Genomic DNA, 19,399 nt, shown 5'->3' on the forward strand with positions numbered 1-19,399 from the left:
TGCGCCATATTTACAAAGTCTGTTCAACGACTCGATAGGGATTTAGCTGAACTTCCCAGTCAAAGTACAGGGCAACAACATAGCTTTGTGTCTACCAAACACGGCGGTTGTTTATAAGAGCTACAAGGGGCTGGTACCTAGCTGATAAAACCAAACTAATGTAGTCCATCAACAATTTGTGGCATTGTCTTTTAGTACATATGAAAATTAGTCCTAAGGTCGATGACAGCTATTTCTCAACCTGCTAGATTAAGTGTATGGACAAAATTGTGCCAAGGCAAGAAGCAGTTTCACATAGCTTCTGAAGTCTTATAACTAAAAAGCCACAACATAACTAGAAAGCAGATTACAGAAATAGCAACATGACTTCAGTTCAAGAAAAGGCCTATTATATAGTGGCGCAGCCTAAGCCCGATAAACCGACATCAAAGGAATGGGTCCGCCCCCTGTGGTTCCTTTTCACCGTTGGCTGGTACGTGGCCCTGAGCGTTGTTCTCCCAACCTTATTAGGCCTCTGGCTCGACAGTCCCGAAAGGTTTGACAGCCACCCTCTATTCACACTCATCGGTTTCTTCCTAGGCACAGTAATTGCCTTTTACGGTCTGTACCAGATGCTACGCCAATTCTATAGGGAGCAAAAGGAGCAGGACAAGAGCAAAGAGTCGCAATAGTGAGATGAAATTAGGCTGTGGTTGCTCTACAAAAATCTTTGCCTTGGTGGCTATTGTTCTGCTGGCGCTTCTATTAACGGGATTTGTGGTTGGACCAATTGGCTCAAGTCTACTAGGCATTAAAGCTCCTAGTTTCCTGGCTGTGACCAAGCCTCAAGTTGAACTCCCATCAGAAGGCATATTTCATGTCAGCACCTTTACCATCACAAATACTCTTATAGCTTCCTGGCTTACCATGATTGTTTTGGCCGTCTTATTTTACGCCGCCACTCGCAAGATGAGATTGATACCGGGTGGGCTCCAGAACCTCGCTGAATTTATCATAGAAACACTCTTAAACTTCGTTAAAGGCGTAGCCGGAGACAAAAATGCTCGAAAACTCTTCCCGGTGGTAGCCACCATATTCCTTTATGTCCTGACTAATGCTTTTCTAGCTCTTCTACCCTTCTTTGGAACCGTAGGTATTACTGAGCACAATGGTACCTTTGTGCCTTTGCTCCGGGCGGCAAACACAGATATCAATTTACCTCTCTCTATCGCCCTCATTTCATTCTTGATCGTCGAATACTGGGGCTTGCGCAGTTTAGGGTTTTTCCGCTATCTCAACAGCTTTTTTAATGTTGGACAGTTACGTGACGGTTTCAAGAGCTTATTTAAAGGAAAATTTAGACCTGCCATCAGCGGTATAATGTTCGGCTTCATCAATATATTTGTAGGTTTGATAGAAGTACTCAGTCACATCATTCGGATAATCAGCTTCACCTTCCGTCTCTTTGGCAATATGACTGCCGGCGAGATATTGCTGCTGGTAGTGACTTTTCTGGTACCATTTGTAGTATCAATAATCTTCTACGGATTAGAATTACTTGTCGGCGTTGTTCAAGCATTGATTTTCGCCGGCTTAACGCTTGTATTTGGCGTTATCGCCATGGCTCCACATGAAGAGGAGCCGGAGCATGCAAATTAATAAAGGAGGAAACAAATGGACGCGGAAACTATGAAGATGTTAGCTGCAGGGCTAGCCGGAGGTCTGGGCATGATAGGCCCCGGTATCGGATTAGGGCTTATTGGCTTTGGTGCCATGCAGGCCATTGGGCGCAACCCCGAAGCCAGAGGCCCAATCCTGACGAATATGATTCTGATAGGTGCCTTTGCTGAAGCAATCGGAATCTACGCTTTGATCGTAGCCATTCTGCTGGCCCTAGTAGTCTAAAAAGGAGAGTTAAAAATGGAAGAGGGTGGATTGCCAGGTTTCATAGGTGGCCTTATCAGCGCAGCTATAACCATCGGGGTTGTAGTAGCTTTTAGCATGATTATCCTGGTCTTTATTCTGGCTCAAGCCTGAGTTATCAAGCTTGATTTTGCGCTTGGTGTCTAACTGATAGTAAAGGATAATCAATAAACTAACAGGTCAGGTGACGATATGGAAGGTATAGGGATTAACATACCGCTTTTAATAGCATTTGTCGTAAACTTCATTATTTTGTTTACCATATTGAGTATTGTTGCATACAAGCCGGTACTCAAGATGCTCGAGGCAAGACAAGCTAAAATAAGAGAAAGTATGGAACAAGCCGAAAAAATCAGGCAAGAAACGGCACGCAGCGAAGAGGAAATCAAAGCTCAACTGGAAAAAGCACGCAAAGAGGGACAGGGTGTCATAGCCCAGGCGACGCAAATTGGAGAAAGGTTAAAGGAAGAGGCCAAACAGGGTGCTCGCGAGGAAGCTGAGTCGCTGATTGCCAAAGCGCGCAGCGAAATACAACGGGAACGTGATAAAAGTATCGAGGAACTACGTGCCGAATTTGCTGATATCGCCATCCTCGCTGCAGAAAAGGTCATTAAAGAAACATTAGATAAAAAGAAACACCGCAAAATCATTGATCAAGTGCTCAAGGAAAGCACAACTTTTGAACAAAAAAAATAGAAGGCTTCGGTTAAATGCCAGTAACAACATCTGTTAAACGATACGCTCAAGCAGTCTTCGAGATTGCTCTGGAAGGCAATAAGCTGAAAGAGTGGCAATCTAACCTGACAAAGATTGCCAAACTTGTACAAGATGATGAATTTGTATCATTGGCGGAAAATCCTAAAATTCAGTTCGACCTGAAGACAAAGCTGGTACAAGAGAGATTAGGGAAAATAAATCCTATGGCCCTGAATCTAGTCTATCTCCTAATCTCCAAAGGAAAAATCAAAACAGCTAGTCAAATCTCAGAAGAATATAACCGCTTATTGAATGAGCACTATGGAATAATAAATGCGGAGGTTACCACAGCCATTCCGCTAGATAACATGGAAAGAGAAAGGCTTGGTCAAAACCTTGAAGCGCTGGTCGGAAAGAAAGTCAGCATGAACGTTCAAGTCAACCCAGATATTCTGGGTGGTTTCATTGCCAGAATAGACGATAGTCTTATTGACGGTAGCATCCGCCACAACCTAGAAATGTTAAAGAAGAGGTTGGCTGAAACCAGAAAATAACTGCCCATAAGGGGGTGAAAAATGACAACGGGTGGTCGAGACATAGTCTCTGTAATTAAAGAGCAAATCAAGCAATTTGGGTCTACCGTGGCCGTGGTAGACGTGGGAACAATAATCAGCGTCGGTGATGGCGTTGCTCGAATTCATGGGCTACGTGGTGCTAAATATAACGAACTTTTGGAATTCCCAAATGGGATTATGGGATTAGCACTTAATTTGGAAGAGGATAACGTCGCTACGGTTATTCTTGGCGATTTCAGTCATATTAAAGAAGGAGACGAGGTCCGCTCCACCGGAAGAGTAGTCGAGGTGCCTGTAGGTAACGAGCTTATCGGCCGCGTGGTCGACCCGCTTGGCAACCCCTTAGATGAGCAGGGATCGATTAAAACAACCAAGACACGGCCAGTGGAAAGGGTTGCGCCTAACGTCGTGATGAGGCAACGAGTAAACACGCCAGTATATACAGGTATAAAGGCGATAGATGCTTTGATTCCAATCGGGCGGGGGCAACGCGAGTTAATAATAGGCGACCGGTCCATAGGCAAATCAGCCATTGCTATCGATACCATCATCAACCAGAAAGGCGGCGACCTCATCTGCATTTACGTCGCTATCGGGCAAAAAACATCAAAAGTAGCACAAGTAATAGGCACGTTTCAGAAATATGGAGTCATGGAGCATACAATAGTCGTCGTTGCCAGTGCTTCTGACCCGGCGCCTTTGCAATACTTAGCCCCTTATTCCGGCTGTGCTATCGGCGAAGAATTCATGGAACAAGGAAAAGATGCGCTGGTTATCTATGACGACTTAACCAAGCATGCCTGGGCGTACCGGCAGCTATCCCTTATACTCAGGCGTCCGCCTGGCCGTGAGGCCTATCCCGGTGATGTTTTCTACCTTCACAGTCGACTTCTTGAAAGAGCTGCTAAGTTGGATGAAGAACATGGAGGCGGCTCACTCACCGCCCTCCCTATCATAGAAATCCAGGCCGGTGATTTAGCTGCTTATATTCCAACCAATGTTATCTCCATTACCGACGGGCAGATTTATCTTGAAACAGATATGTTTAATAGCGGTATCCGTCCGGCGTTAAACATTGGTCTATCGGTATCAAGAGTAGGCGGTAATGCTCAGACCAGAGCTATGAGACAGGTAGCTGGTAGATTAAGGATAGATATGGCCCAATATCGCGAGCTGGCCGCCTTCGCCCAATTCGGTACTGCTGATTTGGATAAAGCCACCCGGTCCCAACTAGAGCGCGGGCAACGTATCACCGAAGTATTGAAACAGCCCCAATACGTCCCGATGTCCTTAGATAAAGAGGTAACCATTCTGTATGCGGTCACGAACGGCTATCTGGACGATGTGCCCCTGGAAAAAATGGCTGCTGCGGAGCAGGGCTTCCATCGGTTTTTGGAAACGAATCACCCTGAGATAAATCAGCGTATCTTGACCGATAAGGAAATTAAACCAGAAACTGACGAGGCATTAAAATCAGCAATATCGGAGTTCAAGAAAAGCGCAGCTTACTAAAGGAAAACAATGATTAGTCCACGACTTCTTCGTCGACGTATTCGCAGTGTCCAGAGCACGGCTAAAATAACCAGGGCAATGGAAATGATTGCTACTGCTAAGATGAAGCGAGCCCAGGAACAAGCTCTGGCGGGACGTCCATACAGCAATAAAATTGGGCAGATAATCTCTGACCTAGCTGTTGAATCTGCAAAGACTGGGCCATTGCATCCCTTGTTATCGAAAAGAGATATAAAGAGAATAGCCATAGTACACATCACCACGGATAGAGGCTTATGCGGTGGGCTTAACGCTAATATGAATCGCTTAACCGCTAACTTTATTCTGGGACAGAGTGTGCCGGTTACACTTGTCACTATTGGACGCAAGGGGCGAGATTTCATGATGCGTTATAATTACGACGTCCGTGCCGAGTTCACGAAGATTAGTGATCGTCCTGCCTTACTGGAGACACTGCCCATTTCTCATATCGTTATCGACGACTACACCAGCGGCTATATAGACATGGTCTATCTAGCTTACACTCAATTCGTCAGTACGATGACGCAAAGGCCAACATTAGAACCGCTGCTTCCAGTAGAACCGGCGTCAATACCCAAGACAGAAACTACTGAATATATTTACGAACCGGACCCAATTTTTGTTCTGGGTGAGCTTCTGCCACGTTTTGTGGAAATGAAGGTTTACCATGCTATTCGAGAGGCTATTGCCAGTGAGCAATCGGCCCGAATGGTAGCTATGCGAAACGCCACCGATAATGCCAACGATGTTATTTCTGATCTCACTCTAACTTTAAACAAAGCACGCCAGGAGATGATTACCAAAGAACTCCTTGACATTACTGGAGGCGTCGAAGTCCTACACTAGGAGGTGAAACTTTGGCAAAAGGCAAAGTAGTTCAAGTAATCGGAACAGTAGTTGATGTAGAATTCCCTCAAGAAGCGTTACCAGCAATCTATAATGCCATCGAGATTAATCAAGATGGCGAGAAAATTGTTCTTGAAGTTCAACAACATGCAGGCAATAATTGGGTTCGCTGTCTGGCTTTATGTCCTACTGATGGGCTAGAAAGAGGCGCCGAGGCGGTTGACACTGGAGCATCGGTAACTGTGCCTGTAGGAAAAGCCACTCTAGGGCGATTGTTTAATGTCTTCGGTGAAACATTAGATAATCTTGGCCCCGTGAAAACCAAGGAAAGGCTTCCAATTCATCGTCCCCCACCCCCACTGGAAGATCAAGAAACAACAACTCAAATGCTGGAAACAGGTCTAAAGGTAATAGACTTGATTACTCCTTTTACTAGAGGTGGTAAAATCGGCGCTTACGGTGGCGCTGGAGTAGGCAAGACTGTCATCATAATGGAGCTGATTCATAACATTGCCACCGAGCACGGCGGCTTCTCCGTATTCGCCGGCGTGGGTGAAAGGTCAAGAGAAGGTAACGACCTTTGGCGAGAGATGAAAGAATCTGGTGTCATCGAAAAGACCATGATGGTCTTTGGTCAAATGAACGAACCTCCTGGAGTCCGAGCGCGAATTGGCTTGACTGGCGTAACTATGGCAGAATATTTCCGTGAAGCAGAAGGACAGGATGTACTTTTGTTCATCGACAACATTTACCGCCACATTCTGGCTAATATGGAGGTGTCAGCACTTCTTGGTCGCATGCCATCTGCTGTCGGCTACCAACCCACACTAGCCACTGATGTCGGCGAACTAGAAGAAAGAATCACGTCTACAAAGAGAGGTTCCATTACTTCATTCCAAGCCATATATGTGCCTGCTGATGACTATACAGACCCCGGAATCGTAACCACTTTCGGTCACCTTGACGGGGTAATTTCATTGGAACGCTCTATAGCCGAGCTTGGTATCTATCCTGCGGTCGACCCACTAACTTCGAATTCTCGTATTCTCGACCCACAAGTTGTCGGTGAAGAACATTATCAAGTTGCTCGCGGTGTACAACGGGTATTGCAACGCTACAAAGACCTTCAAGACGTAATTGCCATACTGGGGATGGAGGAATTGAGCGACGAGGATAAGCTTACCGTAGCCAGAGCCCGTCGTATTCAAAGATTCCTCTCCCAGCCTATGTTCGTTGCTGAGGCTTTCACTGGCACCGAAGGCAAATATGTTCCTATAAAAGAAACAGTACGCGGTTTCAAGGAAATTCTAGAAGGCAAACATGACCAGCTACCTGAAGCAGCTTTTTTCATGGTTGGGACCATTGACGAAGCAGTAGCCAAAGCCAAGAAACTTGAGGAAGGATAATGGCAACTCTAAGACTCGAAATCATAACGGCTGAGCGCCAGGTTTTTTCTGATTATGTAAATACGGTGGTCGCCCCAGGCGTTGAGGGAGAGCTAGGTATACTACCACACCATGCTCCTTTAATAACCATGCTCAAACCGGGAGAAGTACTAATTAGAAAAGATGGCGAGGAAACATACATGTCTGTTTCCGGTGGTTTCCTCGAAGTACGTCCCGATAAAATCTTAATCCTGGCCGATGCCTGTGAACGCGCCGAAGAAATCGATATTGAACGCGCCGAAGCGGCTAAACGTCGAGCTGAAGAAAGGCTCAAAACCCTTACACCGGAAGTAGACGTGGCACAAGTCCAAGCTGCTCTTCTTCGCTCTCTTGTACGTCTTAAGGTAGCTGAAAGGAGACGCCGAAAGTCGGCAGCAGGGCGATAATTATCCTTCAGCAAATCAGCAGGCGATTGTATATCGGAATTACAGGAGCTTTCAATTACCAAACCACTGACCTACGGTGTACCTGACAGGTCAACTATATTATCTCAAGCCTGACACGAATACCCTCTTTAGTCGCCACCACACGAAGCAGGGTTCGCATCGCCTCAGCAACACGGCCCTGCCTACCAATCACTCTCCCTTTATCATCTGGAGCAACTTCCAACTTCACCACCACCATATTCTTATCATCAGTTTCCTCAGTAACTCTTACATCATCAGGTGCGTTAACAATAGACTTGGCGATGTACTCTATTATCTCCTTCATTATGATGACTCCTCAGTAGTTGATTTGGTTTTGGCTGTGGTTTTCGTCTTTCTTGGTTTTGTTGCCCGTGTCTTCTTTGCAGCAGTTGGCTTAAACTTATCCATTACCCCCGCTTTAGACAGCAACCTTAATACAGTGTCTGTTGGCTTGGCACCATGCTTAAGCCACTTCAGCGCTTTTTCTTCATCAACAACAAATGTCTCCGGCTCAGTCAACGGATTATAATGTCCGATGATCTCGATAAAATCGCCATCTCTCGGTGACCTGTGATCAGCCACTACAACTCGGTATATAGGTTTATTTCTGGTGCCAACCCGCCGTAATCTTATCTTTACCATGAGCTACCCGTTTAGGTTAAGCCTCCTCGATAATTTTTACAGGCTATTATGCACCAAGTTACCATACCTGTCAACATGTCAGCACTTCCGATGTTGCCACCAGTGAACTCAGCCATTATAATCAAGGATGTGAAAATACAGCAGCTGCACGGTTGGCAAATAAGTATCGCCCAAGCTAAACAGATACAAACGGAGCTGGCTAGCCAAGTATCACGCAAAAGCGAGGCCATTAAACCTCGCTTTATCGCCGGTGTTGATATATCGGCACCAGACGCCAGAGGGATTGCTCGGGCTGCTGCGGTCATCCTCAACTACCCCGAACTTAAGGTGATTGAGGTCAAAACCGCAGAGGATAAACTCAATTTTCCTTATATACCCGGCCTCTTATCTTTCAGAGAGGCCCCGTTAGTATTGGCTGCTTGTCAAAAACTATCTACCGACCCCGACCTTATTCTAGCGGATGGCCAAGGAATTGCTCATCCCAGACGCTTTGGAATCGCCTCACACCTAGGTTTGCTCCTCGACATACCCACTATAGGCTGTGCCAAATCACGCCTGTGTGGCACCCATGCATCCACAACCGCTGAAGCCGGTGCTTACACTGAACTTACTGACAACGGCGAGATTATCGGAGTCGCTTTGCGAACTAAAGCTAATGTGAGCCCACTCTACGTTTCTATCGGTCATAAGATTGACCTCCCAACAGCCATCCATTGGGTAATGGAGTGCTGCCGCAACCAACGACTTCCTGAGCCTTCTCGATTGGCCCATATTGCTGCTAGCGGTAAACCAGTACCCATCCTTGATAATCAACAACAGAGATTATTTACCCAGCCTTCTGACTCAACCAATCCACATGCAGAATAGGAGTTGTGAATAATGCAGGAAGAAAAGGATAAACTAGAAGCTCTGCAACATCGAATCTCAGACATAATGGTGCGTCTTTGACATTCCAAACAAGGAAATGGAAATCGCCAAGTTAGAGGCTGAAACCACTAAGCCAGACTTCTGGCTAGATCCAGCTAAGGCACAGTCCACAATGCGTCGGCTAGTAGCTACTAAGGATATGGCCCAGACCTGGCGTCAGCTAGAGAAGAAAGTCACTGATCTTATTGACATGACAATCTTAGCCATCGAAGAAAATGAACAATCTCTTCGAGAAGAAACCCAGCGAGACATAGAGGAAATAACCTCTCAACTCGATGAACTGGAAACCAGATTGCTTTTGAGTGACGAATATGACACCAGAGATGCCATATTAGCTGTGCATGCTGGCGCTGGCGGCACCGAGTCCCAGGACTGGGCAGAAATGCTGTTTAGAATGTACATGCGCTGGGCAGAACAGCGCAAATACAAAACCGAAATACTAGATACCTCCAGTGGTGAGGAGGCTGGTATCAAGAGTGCCACTGTGGAAATTAAAGGGGATTATGCTTATGGCTATTTAAAATCAGAGCACGGGGTCCACCGTTTAGTTCGCCTGTCCCCATTCGATGCCGACCATGCCCGTCATACTTCGTTCGTCCTGGTCGAAGTCCTTCCCGAAGCTGAAGAGGAAATAGATATCAAGGTAAATCCTGAGGATTTGAAAATAGATACCTTCAGGTCAAGCGGACCAGGCGGACAGCACATGCAAAAAACAAGCAGTGCTGTTAGAATAACTCATCTACCTACTGGACTAGTAGTGGCCTGTCAAAGTCAACGTTCTCAGCGTCAGAACAAAGAGAGCGCCCTAAAGGTGCTTTATGCTCGCCTTCTTGAACTAAAGCGCGCTGAAAAGGAGAGGGAAAAGGCTAAATTCAAAGGCGAACGCATTGAAGCTGGCTGGGGTAACCAAATTAGAAGCTATGTCCTCCATCCCTACCGAATGGTCAAAGACCATCGCACTAATTACGAAACCAGTGATACCACCGCTGTCCTGGACGGAGAGCTTGATGATTTCATCACCGCCTATCTGCGTCACAAACTGGGAGAGGGAAAATGACTAAATGGTTCATTCCGCTAATCCTGGCTATTATTCTATTTATTACACCGACGATTACCTATTCCCAAGACGGAATCTCTCTACTAGACAGCACTGCTGAGATATATTTCCCCTCTGCCTTAGTCTTCAAAATCAAGACCACAAGCCAGAGCAATATCACTAAAATACGTCTTCACTATCAAGTTGATAGAATGAACTATGCTCAAGTTACTAGCGAAGCCTGGCCTGATTTCACGCCATCTCCAAAAGTGGGAACAGAATGGATATGGGATATGAGAAAAGCCAATCTGTTAGCCGGGGCCACAGTCAGATACTGGTGGACGATCGAAGATAAAACCGGGGATAGACTGATAACTCCCTCTAAGGTAATTCGCTTTGACGACCTCCGCTATTCCTGGCAAAAGTTAACTTCAGGGCAACTTAGCCTCTTCTGGTATAAAGGTAGTCAATCCTTTGCTGACGAACTGATGGCTGCTTGCAACCAGGCATTGGAAAGGCTGGCTAAAGACACCGGTGTCTATCCTGAAAGGCCTATAAGTATATTCATCTATGCCAGCACCAGAGACCTCCAGGGTGCCATGATTTTCCCACAAGAATGGACAGGCGGTGTCGCTTTTACTGAATACGGCCTTATCGCCATTGGTGTTCCTGCAAATGAACTGGATTGGGGGAAAAAGGCTTTAGCTCACGAGCTGGGCCACATGGTAACTCATCAGATAACTTTCAGTCCCTACGGAGCCGTTCTACCCACCTGGCTAGATGAAGGCTTAGCCATGCACGCCGAAGGCGAACCAGACCCCTATCTCCAGGCGTGGCTCAAAAAGGCAACCACTCAACAGAAACTCATTTCGGTACGCAGCCTATCCAGTCCATTTTCAGCCAAAACTGAAGAGGCCTATATCTCTTATGCTGAAAGTCAAAGCCTGGTCGAATTCCTCATCCAAAACTATGGCAAAGATAAAATGCTTCACCTTCTAAATTTATTAAAAGAAGGTAACTCTTGCGATGAAGCACTGACCGAGGTTTATGGGTTCGACCAGGATGGACTTGATGCACTATGGCGAAACTATATAACTAGCCACAAGCAATCGCAGCCTGGATTCCAGCATATCTCGCTGTGGGAGACCAGTCCAGAAACCTCCCTCTGGGATGAGACGCTGGGTAAACTGGTGACAGCAAACATACTAATAGAGGTGCCTTGATTGAAGGACTCTTTCACCGTTCATGACCTGCCGCTTTCTGAACGGCCTAGGGAGAGGCTCTTAAAGCTGGGCAGCGAAGCTCTGTCCAGCCAGGAGATTCTAGCCTTGATTCTGGGACGAGGAATTAAAGGCGAATCAGTAATTGTCACCGCACAGAAACTGCTGAGTAAATTCGGCAATCTTAAGAACCTCGCCTCTGCCTCTATGGAAGAACTAACTCAAATAAAAGGCATTGGTCCGGCCAAAGCCGCTCAGATCAAAGCCACCTTTGAGTTGAGCAAACGGCTGGAAGATTCCTCCAGCGAAGGCCCCAAAATCACGGTTAAATCTCCAGAGGATGCCATAAAAGCAGCCAGAAACCAGCTAAAGGGCAAGAAGAAAGAGCACTTCCTTGCACTCTGCTTGGACACTAGAAATCATCTGATAAACACGCATAGGGTCTCTATCGGCAGCCTTGACTGCAGCATCGTGCATCCACGTGAGGTATTCAAAGATGCCATCTCTTCCTGTGCTGCTTCAGTAATCTTCATGCACAATCACCCCTCTGGTGACCCTACCCCCTCCGAAGATGACATCAAGCTAACCAAGCGCCTTGTCGAAGCCGGTGAAATCCTGGGCATCGAAGTCCTCGACCACATAATCATCTGTGATAGAGACCATTTAAGCATGAAAGCGAAAAATCTATTTTGAGGCCCAAAAACAAATGAAACAAGCTTGGCATTTCACACTACTGGGTGCACTTCTTTGTGCTTTAGTTGCCTTACCATTCATCACTAACTGCCTGCCAGAGGAAACACCCACCCGAGAAAATGGAGTGCTCAACCTGTGGGACACCGGCCCGATAACAATTGACCCGGCGATATCCAGCGAGATGACTTCACACGCCTACGTTATGCAAATTTTTAACGGCCTGATCAGTCTTGGTGACGAGGCAAAGCCGGTGCCGGACATAGCCGAAAGCTGGCAAAGAAGCGATGATGGTAAAACCTACACTTTCTATTTGCGCAGAGGAGCAAAGTTCCACGATGGGAGAGAAGTTACCGCCCAGGACTTCAAATATTCCTGGGAAAGAGCCTGCCATCCTGAAACCGTCTCGCAAACAGCAGCTACATATTTAGGCGATATCGTCGGTGTGAAAGATGTACTGGAAGGCAAGACTATAGACATAAGCGGTGTCGAGATTATCGACGATTACACCCTAAAGATCACCATTGACGCTCCTAAGGCTTATTTTCTGGCCAAGCTAACCTACCCTACTGCCTTTGTTGTTGATAAAGCCAATGTAGAATCCGGCAAAAAATGGTGGCTCAAGCCAAACGGTACCGGCCCATTCAAGCTTAAGGAATGGAAAACAGACGATATATTAGTGCTGGAGCAAAACGAGCTTTACTACGGTCAGCCAGCCACTATCAAGAGAGTAGTCTTCCATCTACTAGCCGGTCTTCCAATGGCGATGTATGAAATGGGTGAAATCGACGTAGCCGAGGTCGACGAATATTACATCGATAGGGCAGCAGATGAACAGGGACCTTTCTACAAAGAACTGGCTGTATTCCCAGAGCTAAGCCTGTTCTATATAGGATTCAATACCCAGAAGCCACCTTTTGATGATGTCAACATCCGCCGGGCTTTTTGCCATGCCATAAATAAAGAACGGATCATCAAGCTAACTCTCAAAGGGATGATGACCAAAGCCGATGGTATTCTGCCGCTGAACATGCCCGGCTATAACGAAAATCTGGGGGGGCTTAGCTACGATATAGCTAAGTCAAAGGAACTCATCGCTAATTCAAAATATGGCAGTGCGGCCAACCTACCGCCTATTACGCTTACCACCTCTGGCTGGGGAGGCAATATACCGGAATATCTAGGTGCCATAATCCAAGACTGGCGAGAAAATCTTGGCGTGGAGGTAAGCGTAAGACAGCTTGAGCCAGAGATATTCTCCTACTTCTTAAAAGAGGAGGCTGATGAGATGTTTATTACTGGTTGGATTGCTGACTATCCCGATCCACAGAACTTCCTGGACATACTATTCCACACTGGTGCTGAGTATAACACGGGTAACTATAGCGACCAAAACGTAGACGCCCTGCTCGACCAGGCAGGCGTAGAGCAGGATGAGACCACCAGATTTAACCTGTACCGGCAAGCCGAGCAGATACTAGTAGACGAAGCCGCCTGCCTGCCTCTGTGGTTCGGTAAGACTTATCTTCTAATTAAACCTTATGTCAAGAACTATAAACTGGACGCTCAGGGTATTCCCACACTAAAAGAGGTATGTGTAAATGAGTAACAAAACTGGTTTACCCGCTCCCTGTGGACTTCACTGTGGTATGTGTCCGTTATATAAAGCACTATCCGACGAGAAATTGAGAGACACCTTGTCACAGCGGATGCAGCTACCTCCAGAAAAGGCCAAATGCCAGGGATGCCGAGCTGTTAACGGCCATTGTCCCGTTATTGGCGAACAGTGTGCAACTTATGTCTGTGCCAAAGAAAAAGAAGTGGAGTTCTGCTCTGACTGTTCAGAATTCCCCTGCTCTAAACTGTTACCCTGCACCGACAGAGCCGAGAGTTTGCCTCACAACCTCAAAGCCTACAGCCTGACTTTACGGAAGCTTCAGGGTGAGCAAGTCTGGAATCAGACGATAGGTCAAATGTATTCGCTATATTACAGGGGCCAAATAGTGATAGGCAAAGGACCAGTTGCACGCACATAGCCAAATCATCTTATGCCCATAAATCCTCTATAGCTTTTTCTGTTGGCTTGTTACCCAAAGGTTACAAATTGAAAGCGCAGTAAGTGGCAGATATGGTATATCGAGCTACCGCCTTTTGATCCAGAGACCTTATTATTAGCCATATTACTTCTTTCCCATACATAATCTCCTACTCGTAAAGTTACCTTTAGGCTATTCATAATAGCTCCGAGGGATGGTATATTAGATTCAACTGATTCAACGATAAATTATCGAACAGGGGGAGGTGACTGATCAAATGGAAAAGACGGGTGAACAAAACAAACCCAGCATGGATGAGCTGGCAGAACTGGCTCAAGCTTTGATATGCTGTGCCGGAACAGATATCTATATTGTTCCGGATGAAAAATCTCAGTATGCTAACTCACTGCTCCAAGAGCTAACAAGCTATACAGACATTGCGCCGGAACAGCTAGTTACATTGTCCCGGATGCAAAATTTAAGCACGCCAACTCCCTGCGCTAGGAACTAACTAGACTACACAGAGCAGAAACTGCGAGGTAATTTAGATGGTAAAGAAAGGTACATCAACCGAATATATAGGAAACCAGACCACTGTGGAAAGTTTTATGGACATAACCGAACACAAACAGGAGGAAAAAGCCCTAAGACAATCAGAGGAGAGATATCGGACTATCTTGGATGAGATGCAAGATGCCTATTTTGAGGTTGACCTGGCTGGTAATTTCACTTTCGTCAATGACTCGCAGTGCCGTCTTCTAGGATATTCAAACAAAGAGATGCTAGGAATGAACTATCGAGGCCATATAGCCAAAGAGGACGCTCAAGCTGTGTACCAGGCATTTAATCAGGTTTATCGGACCGGGAAGCCGATCAAAAATCTTATTTACAAAGTCATTCGAAAGGATGGTACCACTGGAATTGCTGAGACCTCGGCTTCTCTCCTATGGAATGCACAGGGTGAGGTCATCGGATTCCGTGGTATTGGCCATGATGTCACAGAACGCGTGCAGATGGAGGAGGCTTTAAGGCGGTCAGAGGAGAGATATCGGACCATACTTGAGGAGATAGAAGAAGGCTACTACGAGGTAGACCTCGCTGGTAACTTCACCTTCGCCAATGACGCAGCTTGTCGTCAATTCGGATACTCACGGGAAGAGTTAATCGGAATGAACTATCGAGTCTACGTACCCAAGGAGGATGTAAAGAGCGTATATAAGGCCTGGAATAAAGTCTATCGGACAGGCAAGTCACTGAAATCGTATCTTTTTGCAACCATTAGAAAAGATGGAACGCAAATGTTCTTAGAAAATTCGGTCTCTCCTTTGCGAAACAAGAAGGGAAAGATTGTCGGATTTAGGTCGGTCAGCCGTGATGTTACCGAGCGCAAGCAGCTTGCGCAAAAACTTGCTGATATGGCCACACATGATTCCCTGACTGGCCTGCCCAACAGAACATTGTTAAGTGACCGTCTTACGATGGGATTGGCTCTGTCACGGCGCAGTGGTAACAGGCTGGCCGTACTGATGCTCGATTTGGACCGATTTAAAGCTATCAATGATGCTATGGGGCACAGCGTCGGTGACCAATTACTGAAAGCTGTTGCAGAGCAGCTAACAGGTATTATGCGCAAGAGCGATACGATTGCCCGCATAGGTGGAGACGAGTTTGTTTTGGTGCTGCCACAAATATCCCAGGCGAATCATGTTACCAAGTTAGCCCAAAGAATCTTAGATGTCTTTCGACAGCCATTTGTTTTTGATGGTCACCGGCTCGATATCACAACCAGCATCGGCATTGCTATTTACCCCGAAGATGGTAAGGAGATTGAAAGCTTGTTAAAGAATGCCGACGCCGCCATGTACTGGGCTAAGGAGCAAGGTCGGGATACCTATAGGTTCTATGGTGGCGAAGACACCGGGACACTGTGATAAAAGCAGACAGGCATATGATTCTAGTTTTCCTTCGTGGCGTTTAGCAACCAGTACGATAGGCCTTGGACCTCAGAAGCTTCCATTATTGAGCAACACATATCAAATTACGCCCACAGAATACATAGCACCGCTACCACGTTGCACGGTAGCTGTTTGCTACTCCTCCATGACAGTTACCGATAGAACATTAGGACCTGTATGTGTGCCGATAACGGGGCTAACATTAGATAGATAGATTGGGACTTTTGGAAACACAGAGGCGATACGTTTGGCCAACGCCTCAGCTTCAGCTACGTTGGTGCCATACTCCACAGCCAATGCCTTTACCTTGTTGAACTTCGATGCAAACTCGCAAAGCCAATCCGTAGCCTTAGCTCTCGAGCGCACTCTGGCAAAAGGAAAAGCTACACCATCTTTTATACCAAGGATAGGATTCATCTTAAGCATCGACCCCATTAAAGCCTGTACTTTGCCGATGCGTCCTCCTCTGGCCAAATACTCGAGGGTATCAAGTGTAATTCGGATATGTATTCGTGGGATGGTTTTTGATATCATACCGACAAGCTCGCTGAGGTTGGCTCCAGATAGAGCTCTTTTGGCTGCCTCCATAACCAATAGTCCTTGCCCCATTATACCCAGTGTAGAATCGACAATTTCCACCTGGCACTTTCTCTTCATTAGATTTACACCCTGTACCGCTGCATCATAGGTGGCGCTCAACTTTCGAGACAGAAACACGCCCAGAATTTGGCTATACTTCGCAGCCAGACCATCGAAGACTTCAGCAAAAAAACCAGGGCCAGGGGCAGAGGTAGTAGGCAACGTAGAACTATGCTCTAACTTCTGGTAAAAGTCCTCAGAGCTCAGGTCAACCCTATCTTTATAGGTCTCATGGCCAAATTGGACATGTAACGGGATTACCGTGATTTCTAAGGCTTTGACCACCTCAGGTGGTAGGTCAGACACGCTATCAGTAACAAGCTTAACCACAGCTTCCTCCTTTACTCCAAACTGCCTCTTGCTTTCACTTGTGTCGAATGCCTAGTAGTACTAGGTATTATATTCCATCTCCGCTGCTGAATACAAGAGGTTAAGAAGTAGCATTCTCCCTGTTCAGGCTCGCTTCACTATGGGATAGATGCTTTCAGGAGACAAGCCAGACCCGGAATGGCAAGGATTAAGCTAGGAAAATCTGGGCTCTCTCAGTTTGATAACCACCGTGATAAAGCCAATTACTTGGTCTGACAGACAGATGAATTCACCGAGCACCGCTTGCATTTACCATCACAGGGCTCAACATGAATAGTAACATTGGTTCGGGGCAATCGCGCCTGGATATCATGCTCTAACAGGTCACACACCCGATGAGTCTGCTCCAGACTGATGTCCTTGGCCATTACCAGATGGAGATCAATATAGCGTTGGTTTCCAGAGCGGCGGGTGCGCAATTCATGGAAGCCAACTATCTGACTGCCTTGCTCGGATAAGCAAGATTTTATGACCGTCTGCTCAGAACTGGGAAGGCTGGCATCCACCAACCCAAGAAGCGGTTTGTTTATGGCATCATAGGCTAATTTCGCGATATAGATAGCAATACCGATGGCAATTATCGGATCGAGTATGCTTAAGCCGGTGAGTCGCACCACCAGCAACCCAACCAGCACTGCTGCTGTCGAATAGATATCACCAGTGATATTGCGGGCATTGGCCTCCAATACCACCGAGCCGGTAGCTCGGGATACCTTTAGCAGGTGGCGCGAAAGCAGAATGCTGGCAACCATGGAGACAGCCATCGCTCCAATTCCTGCCTCAGCCAGCCCTATAGTAGTCCTGTTTATTATCCGCCCGACTGACGAATAGACTATCAGCCCAGCAGCAACAAAAATGAGCACCCCCTGCACCGCACCGGCCATATCTTCTACTTTGCCATGACCAAAAGGATGTTCTTCATCAGCCGGCTTGGTAGCAATGCGCACAGCAAAAAATGTGACCAGCCCAGCAAAGAGGTCCAGAAAACTATCCGCTGCCTGGGCAAACACGCTGATGCTGCCGCTAATCCAGCCAACAATTATCTTCAGCAATATCAGCCCAATAACAACCCCGATTAAGAGATTAGCAGCGCCCTTTTCAGTTGAAAACATCAAATGGCTTTTCCTTGCGATAATTCGCTTTTCGGGCTACGAGTTTACCACTTATGCCCCAATAAAACAAATAAGGTATTTAAGGCCGTTTATTAATGTAGTGGCGAGGCTTTAGCCTCGCTATACCCAGAAAATCGTAGATTTAGCCAAGTGTAAAAGGCAACCCTAAAGGGTCGCAACCACATTGAAAATGGAAATGGATTGTTTAGTAAATGCCTCTATATTGCTCACCAGACCCAGCTCTGATATCATAGTGACGCTCTTCTTCATAGCTTGCTTTTGAACAACTTTTAAGAGACAGAGTCACAATGAGCGTAGGCTTGATTTACGACCCAGTCTATCTAGAGCACGATACCGGAACGCATGTCGAAAACGCCCAGAGATTGATAACCACCATGTCCCACCTCGAGGAGAATCACCTCAAAGACAAGCTTATCTCAGTATCACCACGCGCCGCCACAATTGACGAATTAGCCGCAGTGCACGCCCCCGAATACATCTCCAGAATCCAAAATCAAGCGGAAAGAGGCGGGGGCTGGCTTGACCCTGATACCGTAATGTCACCGGGCTCATACAATGCGGCTGCCTATGCTGCTGGTGGCGCTTTGGCAGCAGTTGATGCAGTGATGAACAGACAGGTTAATAGCGCTTTCGCCCTGGTTAGGCCACCAGGACACCACGCCACATGCTGGCAAGCCATGGGCTTCTGCCTGTTCAATAACATAGCTGTGGCCGCCAAGTATGCCCTGTCCAACTTCGACATCAAGCGAATACTTATCGTCGATTTCGATGTCCACCATGGCAATGGCACACAGGACACCTTCTATACTGACCCCCACGTCCTCTATTTCTCCACTCACGAATACCCGTTCTACCCGGGAACCGGCAGCATAGATGAGACCGGAGCCAGAGATGGCGAAGGCTTTACTGTTAACGTGCCCCTACTGGCTGGCTGGGGAGATGACGAATACCAGACAGTCTTCGAAGACATCCTGGCACCAGTGGCCAAGCGCTTCGAGCCACAACTGATCATGGTCTCCGCCGGCTATGATGGGCACTGGGCTGACAACCTGGCTCTAATGCAATTAAGTGTCTCCGGCTTGGCCCGCTTGGTAGAGATCATAAAGACATTAGCTGATATGTTATGTCAAGGACGTATGGCCTTTACCTTAGAAGGTGGCTACCACCTTGAGGCATTGTCTCTATCCATAGGTGCCACGCTTAACATACTTCAGGGAAACCGTGAAACCTTTGACCCTCTGGGCAAACAAGAAGGAAAAACAGAACCAATAGATTTCGATAATTTCATAAAAATGGTGAAGGATATCCACCAGATAGAGTCTTGACATAGCGTTTAAGCCGATTCGAC

General features: G+C 46.8%; 22 protein-coding genes. 18 read left to right on the top strand and 4 right to left on the bottom strand.

The annotated features are described in order from the left end of the window. Positions 1 to 362: 362 nt before the first annotated feature. From FJ023_06005 to FJ023_06045, 9 genes are all read left to right on the top strand, one after another. The gene (locus FJ023_06005) at positions 363 to 671 is read left to right on the top strand and encodes an AtpZ/AtpI family protein (GenBank protein MBM4446890.1); all 309 of its coding nucleotides are present in this window, start codon (positions 363 to 365) and stop codon (positions 669 to 671) included. 4 nt (positions 672 to 675) lie between these two features. Beyond that, positions 676 to 1,638, top strand: a complete 963-nt coding sequence (locus FJ023_06010; protein MBM4446891.1) for a F0F1 ATP synthase subunit A — start codon at positions 676 to 678, stop codon at positions 1,636 to 1,638. A gap of 15 nt (positions 1,639 to 1,653) precedes the next feature. Next, entirely contained in the window at positions 1,654 to 1,884 is a 231-nt protein-coding gene (locus FJ023_06015; GenBank protein MBM4446892.1) for an ATP synthase F0 subunit C, read from the top strand. 210 nt (positions 1,885 to 2,094) lie between these two features. Continuing rightward, positions 2,095 to 2,598, top strand: coding sequence for a F0F1 ATP synthase subunit B (gene atpF, locus FJ023_06020; protein MBM4446893.1), 504 nt, complete (start codon positions 2,095 to 2,097; stop codon positions 2,596 to 2,598). A gap of 14 nt (positions 2,599 to 2,612) precedes the next feature. Next, positions 2,613 to 3,152: an ATP synthase F1 subunit delta gene (gene atpH, locus FJ023_06025; GenBank protein MBM4446894.1), complete on the top strand. Its 540-nt coding sequence runs from the start codon at positions 2,613 to 2,615 to the stop codon at positions 3,150 to 3,152. A 21-nt stretch (positions 3,153 to 3,173) separates the two neighbouring features. Beyond that, on the top strand, positions 3,174 to 4,685 hold the full coding sequence (locus FJ023_06030) for a F0F1 ATP synthase subunit alpha (GenBank protein ID MBM4446895.1): 1,512 nt from the start codon (positions 3,174 to 3,176) through the stop codon (positions 4,683 to 4,685). A 9-nt stretch (positions 4,686 to 4,694) separates the two neighbouring features. Then, positions 4,695 to 5,552 carry an ATP synthase F1 subunit gamma gene (atpG, locus tag FJ023_06035; GenBank protein MBM4446896.1) on the top strand — a complete coding sequence of 286 codons (858 nt, stop codon included), beginning with the start codon at positions 4,695 to 4,697 and terminating at the stop codon, positions 5,550 to 5,552. A gap of 11 nt (positions 5,553 to 5,563) precedes the next feature. After that, positions 5,564 to 6,958: a F0F1 ATP synthase subunit beta gene (gene atpD, locus FJ023_06040; GenBank protein ID MBM4446897.1), complete on the top strand. Its 1,395-nt coding sequence runs from the start codon at positions 5,564 to 5,566 to the stop codon at positions 6,956 to 6,958. After that, positions 6,958 to 7,383, top strand: coding sequence for a F0F1 ATP synthase subunit epsilon (locus FJ023_06045; GenBank protein ID MBM4446898.1), 426 nt, complete (start codon positions 6,958 to 6,960; stop codon positions 7,381 to 7,383). The genes atpD and FJ023_06045 overlap by 1 nt, the downstream gene beginning before the upstream one ends. A 94-nt stretch (positions 7,384 to 7,477) precedes the next feature. Here FJ023_06045 and FJ023_06050 read toward each other — a convergent pair whose 3' ends face one another. Both FJ023_06050 and rpsP read right to left on the bottom strand, forming a co-directional pair. Further along, the gene (locus FJ023_06050; protein MBM4446899.1) at positions 7,478 to 7,708 is read right to left on the bottom strand and encodes a KH domain-containing protein; all 231 of its coding nucleotides are present in this window, start codon (positions 7,706 to 7,708) and stop codon (positions 7,478 to 7,480) included. Further along, positions 7,708 to 8,046 carry a 30S ribosomal protein S16 gene (gene rpsP, locus FJ023_06055; GenBank protein ID MBM4446900.1) on the bottom strand — a complete coding sequence of 113 codons (339 nt, stop codon included), beginning with the start codon at positions 8,044 to 8,046 and terminating at the stop codon, positions 7,708 to 7,710. Before rpsP ends, FJ023_06050 begins: the two co-directional genes overlap by 1 nt. 90 nt (positions 8,047 to 8,136) lie before the next feature. Here rpsP and FJ023_06060 point away from each other — a divergent pair, with 90 nt between their 5' ends. The 8 genes from FJ023_06060 (at position 8,137) to FJ023_06095 (ending at position 15,886) form a co-directional block, all read left to right on the top strand. Continuing rightward, positions 8,137 to 8,913 carry a deoxyribonuclease V gene (locus FJ023_06060; protein MBM4446901.1) on the top strand — a complete coding sequence of 259 codons (777 nt, stop codon included), beginning with the start codon at positions 8,137 to 8,139 and terminating at the stop codon, positions 8,911 to 8,913. Positions 8,914 to 8,922: 9 nt separating this feature from the next. Next, a protein-coding gene (prfB, locus tag FJ023_06065; GenBank protein MBM4446902.1) for a peptide chain release factor 2 occupies positions 8,923 to 10,030 on the top strand; the annotation gives its coding sequence in 2 pieces (ribosomal slippage) (positions 8,923 to 8,991 and positions 8,993 to 10,030; 1,107 coding nt in all). Next, positions 10,027 to 11,232: a peptidase MA domain-containing protein gene (locus FJ023_06070; GenBank protein MBM4446903.1), complete on the top strand. Its 1,206-nt coding sequence runs from the start codon at positions 10,027 to 10,029 to the stop codon at positions 11,230 to 11,232. Before prfB ends, FJ023_06070 begins: the two co-directional genes overlap by 4 nt. Further along, a complete protein-coding gene (locus FJ023_06075; GenBank protein ID MBM4446904.1) occupies positions 11,233 to 11,922 on the top strand; it encodes a JAB domain-containing protein in 690 nt (229 codons plus the stop codon). It begins immediately after the preceding gene. A gap of 13 nt (positions 11,923 to 11,935) precedes the next feature. After that, entirely contained in the window at positions 11,936 to 13,528 is a 1,593-nt protein-coding gene (locus FJ023_06080) for a peptide ABC transporter substrate-binding protein (protein MBM4446905.1), read from the top strand. Continuing rightward, entirely contained in the window at positions 13,521 to 13,955 is a 435-nt protein-coding gene (locus FJ023_06085; GenBank protein ID MBM4446906.1) for a DUF3795 domain-containing protein, read from the top strand. The genes FJ023_06080 and FJ023_06085 overlap by 8 nt, the downstream gene beginning before the upstream one ends. Before the next feature lie 277 nt (positions 13,956 to 14,232). Beyond that, entirely contained in the window at positions 14,233 to 14,466 is a 234-nt protein-coding gene (locus FJ023_06090) for a hypothetical protein (GenBank protein MBM4446907.1), read from the top strand. A 37-nt stretch (positions 14,467 to 14,503) separates the two neighbouring features. Further along, positions 14,504 to 15,886, top strand: coding sequence for a PAS domain S-box protein (locus FJ023_06095; protein ID MBM4446908.1), 1,383 nt, complete (start codon positions 14,504 to 14,506; stop codon positions 15,884 to 15,886). Positions 15,887 to 16,045: 159 nt separating this feature from the next. On the opposite strand, the gene FJ023_06100 is transcribed toward FJ023_06095, so the two are convergent. Beyond that, a complete protein-coding gene (locus FJ023_06100) occupies positions 16,046 to 16,879 on the bottom strand; it encodes a DegV family protein (protein MBM4446909.1) in 834 nt (277 codons plus the stop codon). Between the two features lie 242 nt (positions 16,880 to 17,121). Then, complete coding sequence (locus FJ023_06105; GenBank protein MBM4446910.1) at positions 17,122 to 18,030, bottom strand: cation transporter; 909 nt, start codon at positions 18,028 to 18,030, stop codon at positions 17,122 to 17,124. A 308-nt stretch (positions 18,031 to 18,338) separates the two neighbouring features. Between FJ023_06105 and FJ023_06110 the strand changes: the two genes are divergently transcribed. Further along, positions 18,339 to 19,376, top strand: a complete 1,038-nt coding sequence (locus FJ023_06110; GenBank protein MBM4446911.1) for a histone deacetylase — start codon at positions 18,339 to 18,341, stop codon at positions 19,374 to 19,376. The last annotated feature ends 23 nt before the right edge of the window (positions 19,377 to 19,399 follow it).

Source organism: Chloroflexota bacterium, assembly GCA_016875875.1.
In the GTDB taxonomy this organism is placed as follows: Bacteria; Chloroflexota; Dehalococcoidia; order GIF9; family UBA5629; genus 9FT-COMBO-48-23.

Bases quoted from the DNA above. Each gene is read 5' to 3' on its own strand.
- rpsP (MBM4446900.1), bottom strand. From the start codon at position 8,046: ATGGTAAAGATAAGATTACGGCGGGTTGGCACCAGAAATAAACCTATA.
- atpF (MBM4446893.1), top strand. From the start codon at position 2,095: ATGGAAGGTATAGGGATTAACATACCGCTTTTAATAGCATTTGTCGTA.
- FJ023_06085 (MBM4446906.1), top strand. From the start codon at position 13,521: ATGAGTAACAAAACTGGTTTACCCGCTCCCTGTGGACTTCACTGTGGT.
- FJ023_06095 (MBM4446908.1), top strand. From the start codon at position 14,504: ATGGTAAAGAAAGGTACATCAACCGAATATATAGGAAACCAGACCACT.
- FJ023_06060 (MBM4446901.1), top strand. From the start codon at position 8,137: ATGTTGCCACCAGTGAACTCAGCCATTATAATCAAGGATGTGAAAATA.
- FJ023_06110 (MBM4446911.1), top strand. From the start codon at position 18,339: ATGAGCGTAGGCTTGATTTACGACCCAGTCTATCTAGAGCACGATACC.
- FJ023_06105 (MBM4446910.1), bottom strand. From the start codon at position 18,030: ATGTTTTCAACTGAAAAGGGCGCTGCTAATCTCTTAATCGGGGTTGTT.
- FJ023_06030 (MBM4446895.1), top strand. From the start codon at position 3,174: ATGACAACGGGTGGTCGAGACATAGTCTCTGTAATTAAAGAGCAAATC.
- atpH (MBM4446894.1), top strand. From the start codon at position 2,613: ATGCCAGTAACAACATCTGTTAAACGATACGCTCAAGCAGTCTTCGAG.
- atpG (MBM4446896.1), top strand. From the start codon at position 4,695: ATGATTAGTCCACGACTTCTTCGTCGACGTATTCGCAGTGTCCAGAGC.
- FJ023_06070 (MBM4446903.1), top strand. From the start codon at position 10,027: ATGACTAAATGGTTCATTCCGCTAATCCTGGCTATTATTCTATTTATT.
- FJ023_06010 (MBM4446891.1), top strand. From the start codon at position 676: ATGAAATTAGGCTGTGGTTGCTCTACAAAAATCTTTGCCTTGGTGGCT.
- FJ023_06045 (MBM4446898.1), top strand. From the start codon at position 6,958: ATGGCAACTCTAAGACTCGAAATCATAACGGCTGAGCGCCAGGTTTTT.
- FJ023_06005 (MBM4446890.1), top strand. From the start codon at position 363: ATGACTTCAGTTCAAGAAAAGGCCTATTATATAGTGGCGCAGCCTAAG.
- FJ023_06050 (MBM4446899.1), bottom strand. From the start codon at position 7,708: ATGAAGGAGATAATAGAGTACATCGCCAAGTCTATTGTTAACGCACCT.
- FJ023_06015 (MBM4446892.1), top strand. From the start codon at position 1,654: ATGGACGCGGAAACTATGAAGATGTTAGCTGCAGGGCTAGCCGGAGGT.
- FJ023_06090 (MBM4446907.1), top strand. From the start codon at position 14,233: ATGGAAAAGACGGGTGAACAAAACAAACCCAGCATGGATGAGCTGGCA.
- FJ023_06080 (MBM4446905.1), top strand. From the start codon at position 11,936: ATGAAACAAGCTTGGCATTTCACACTACTGGGTGCACTTCTTTGTGCT.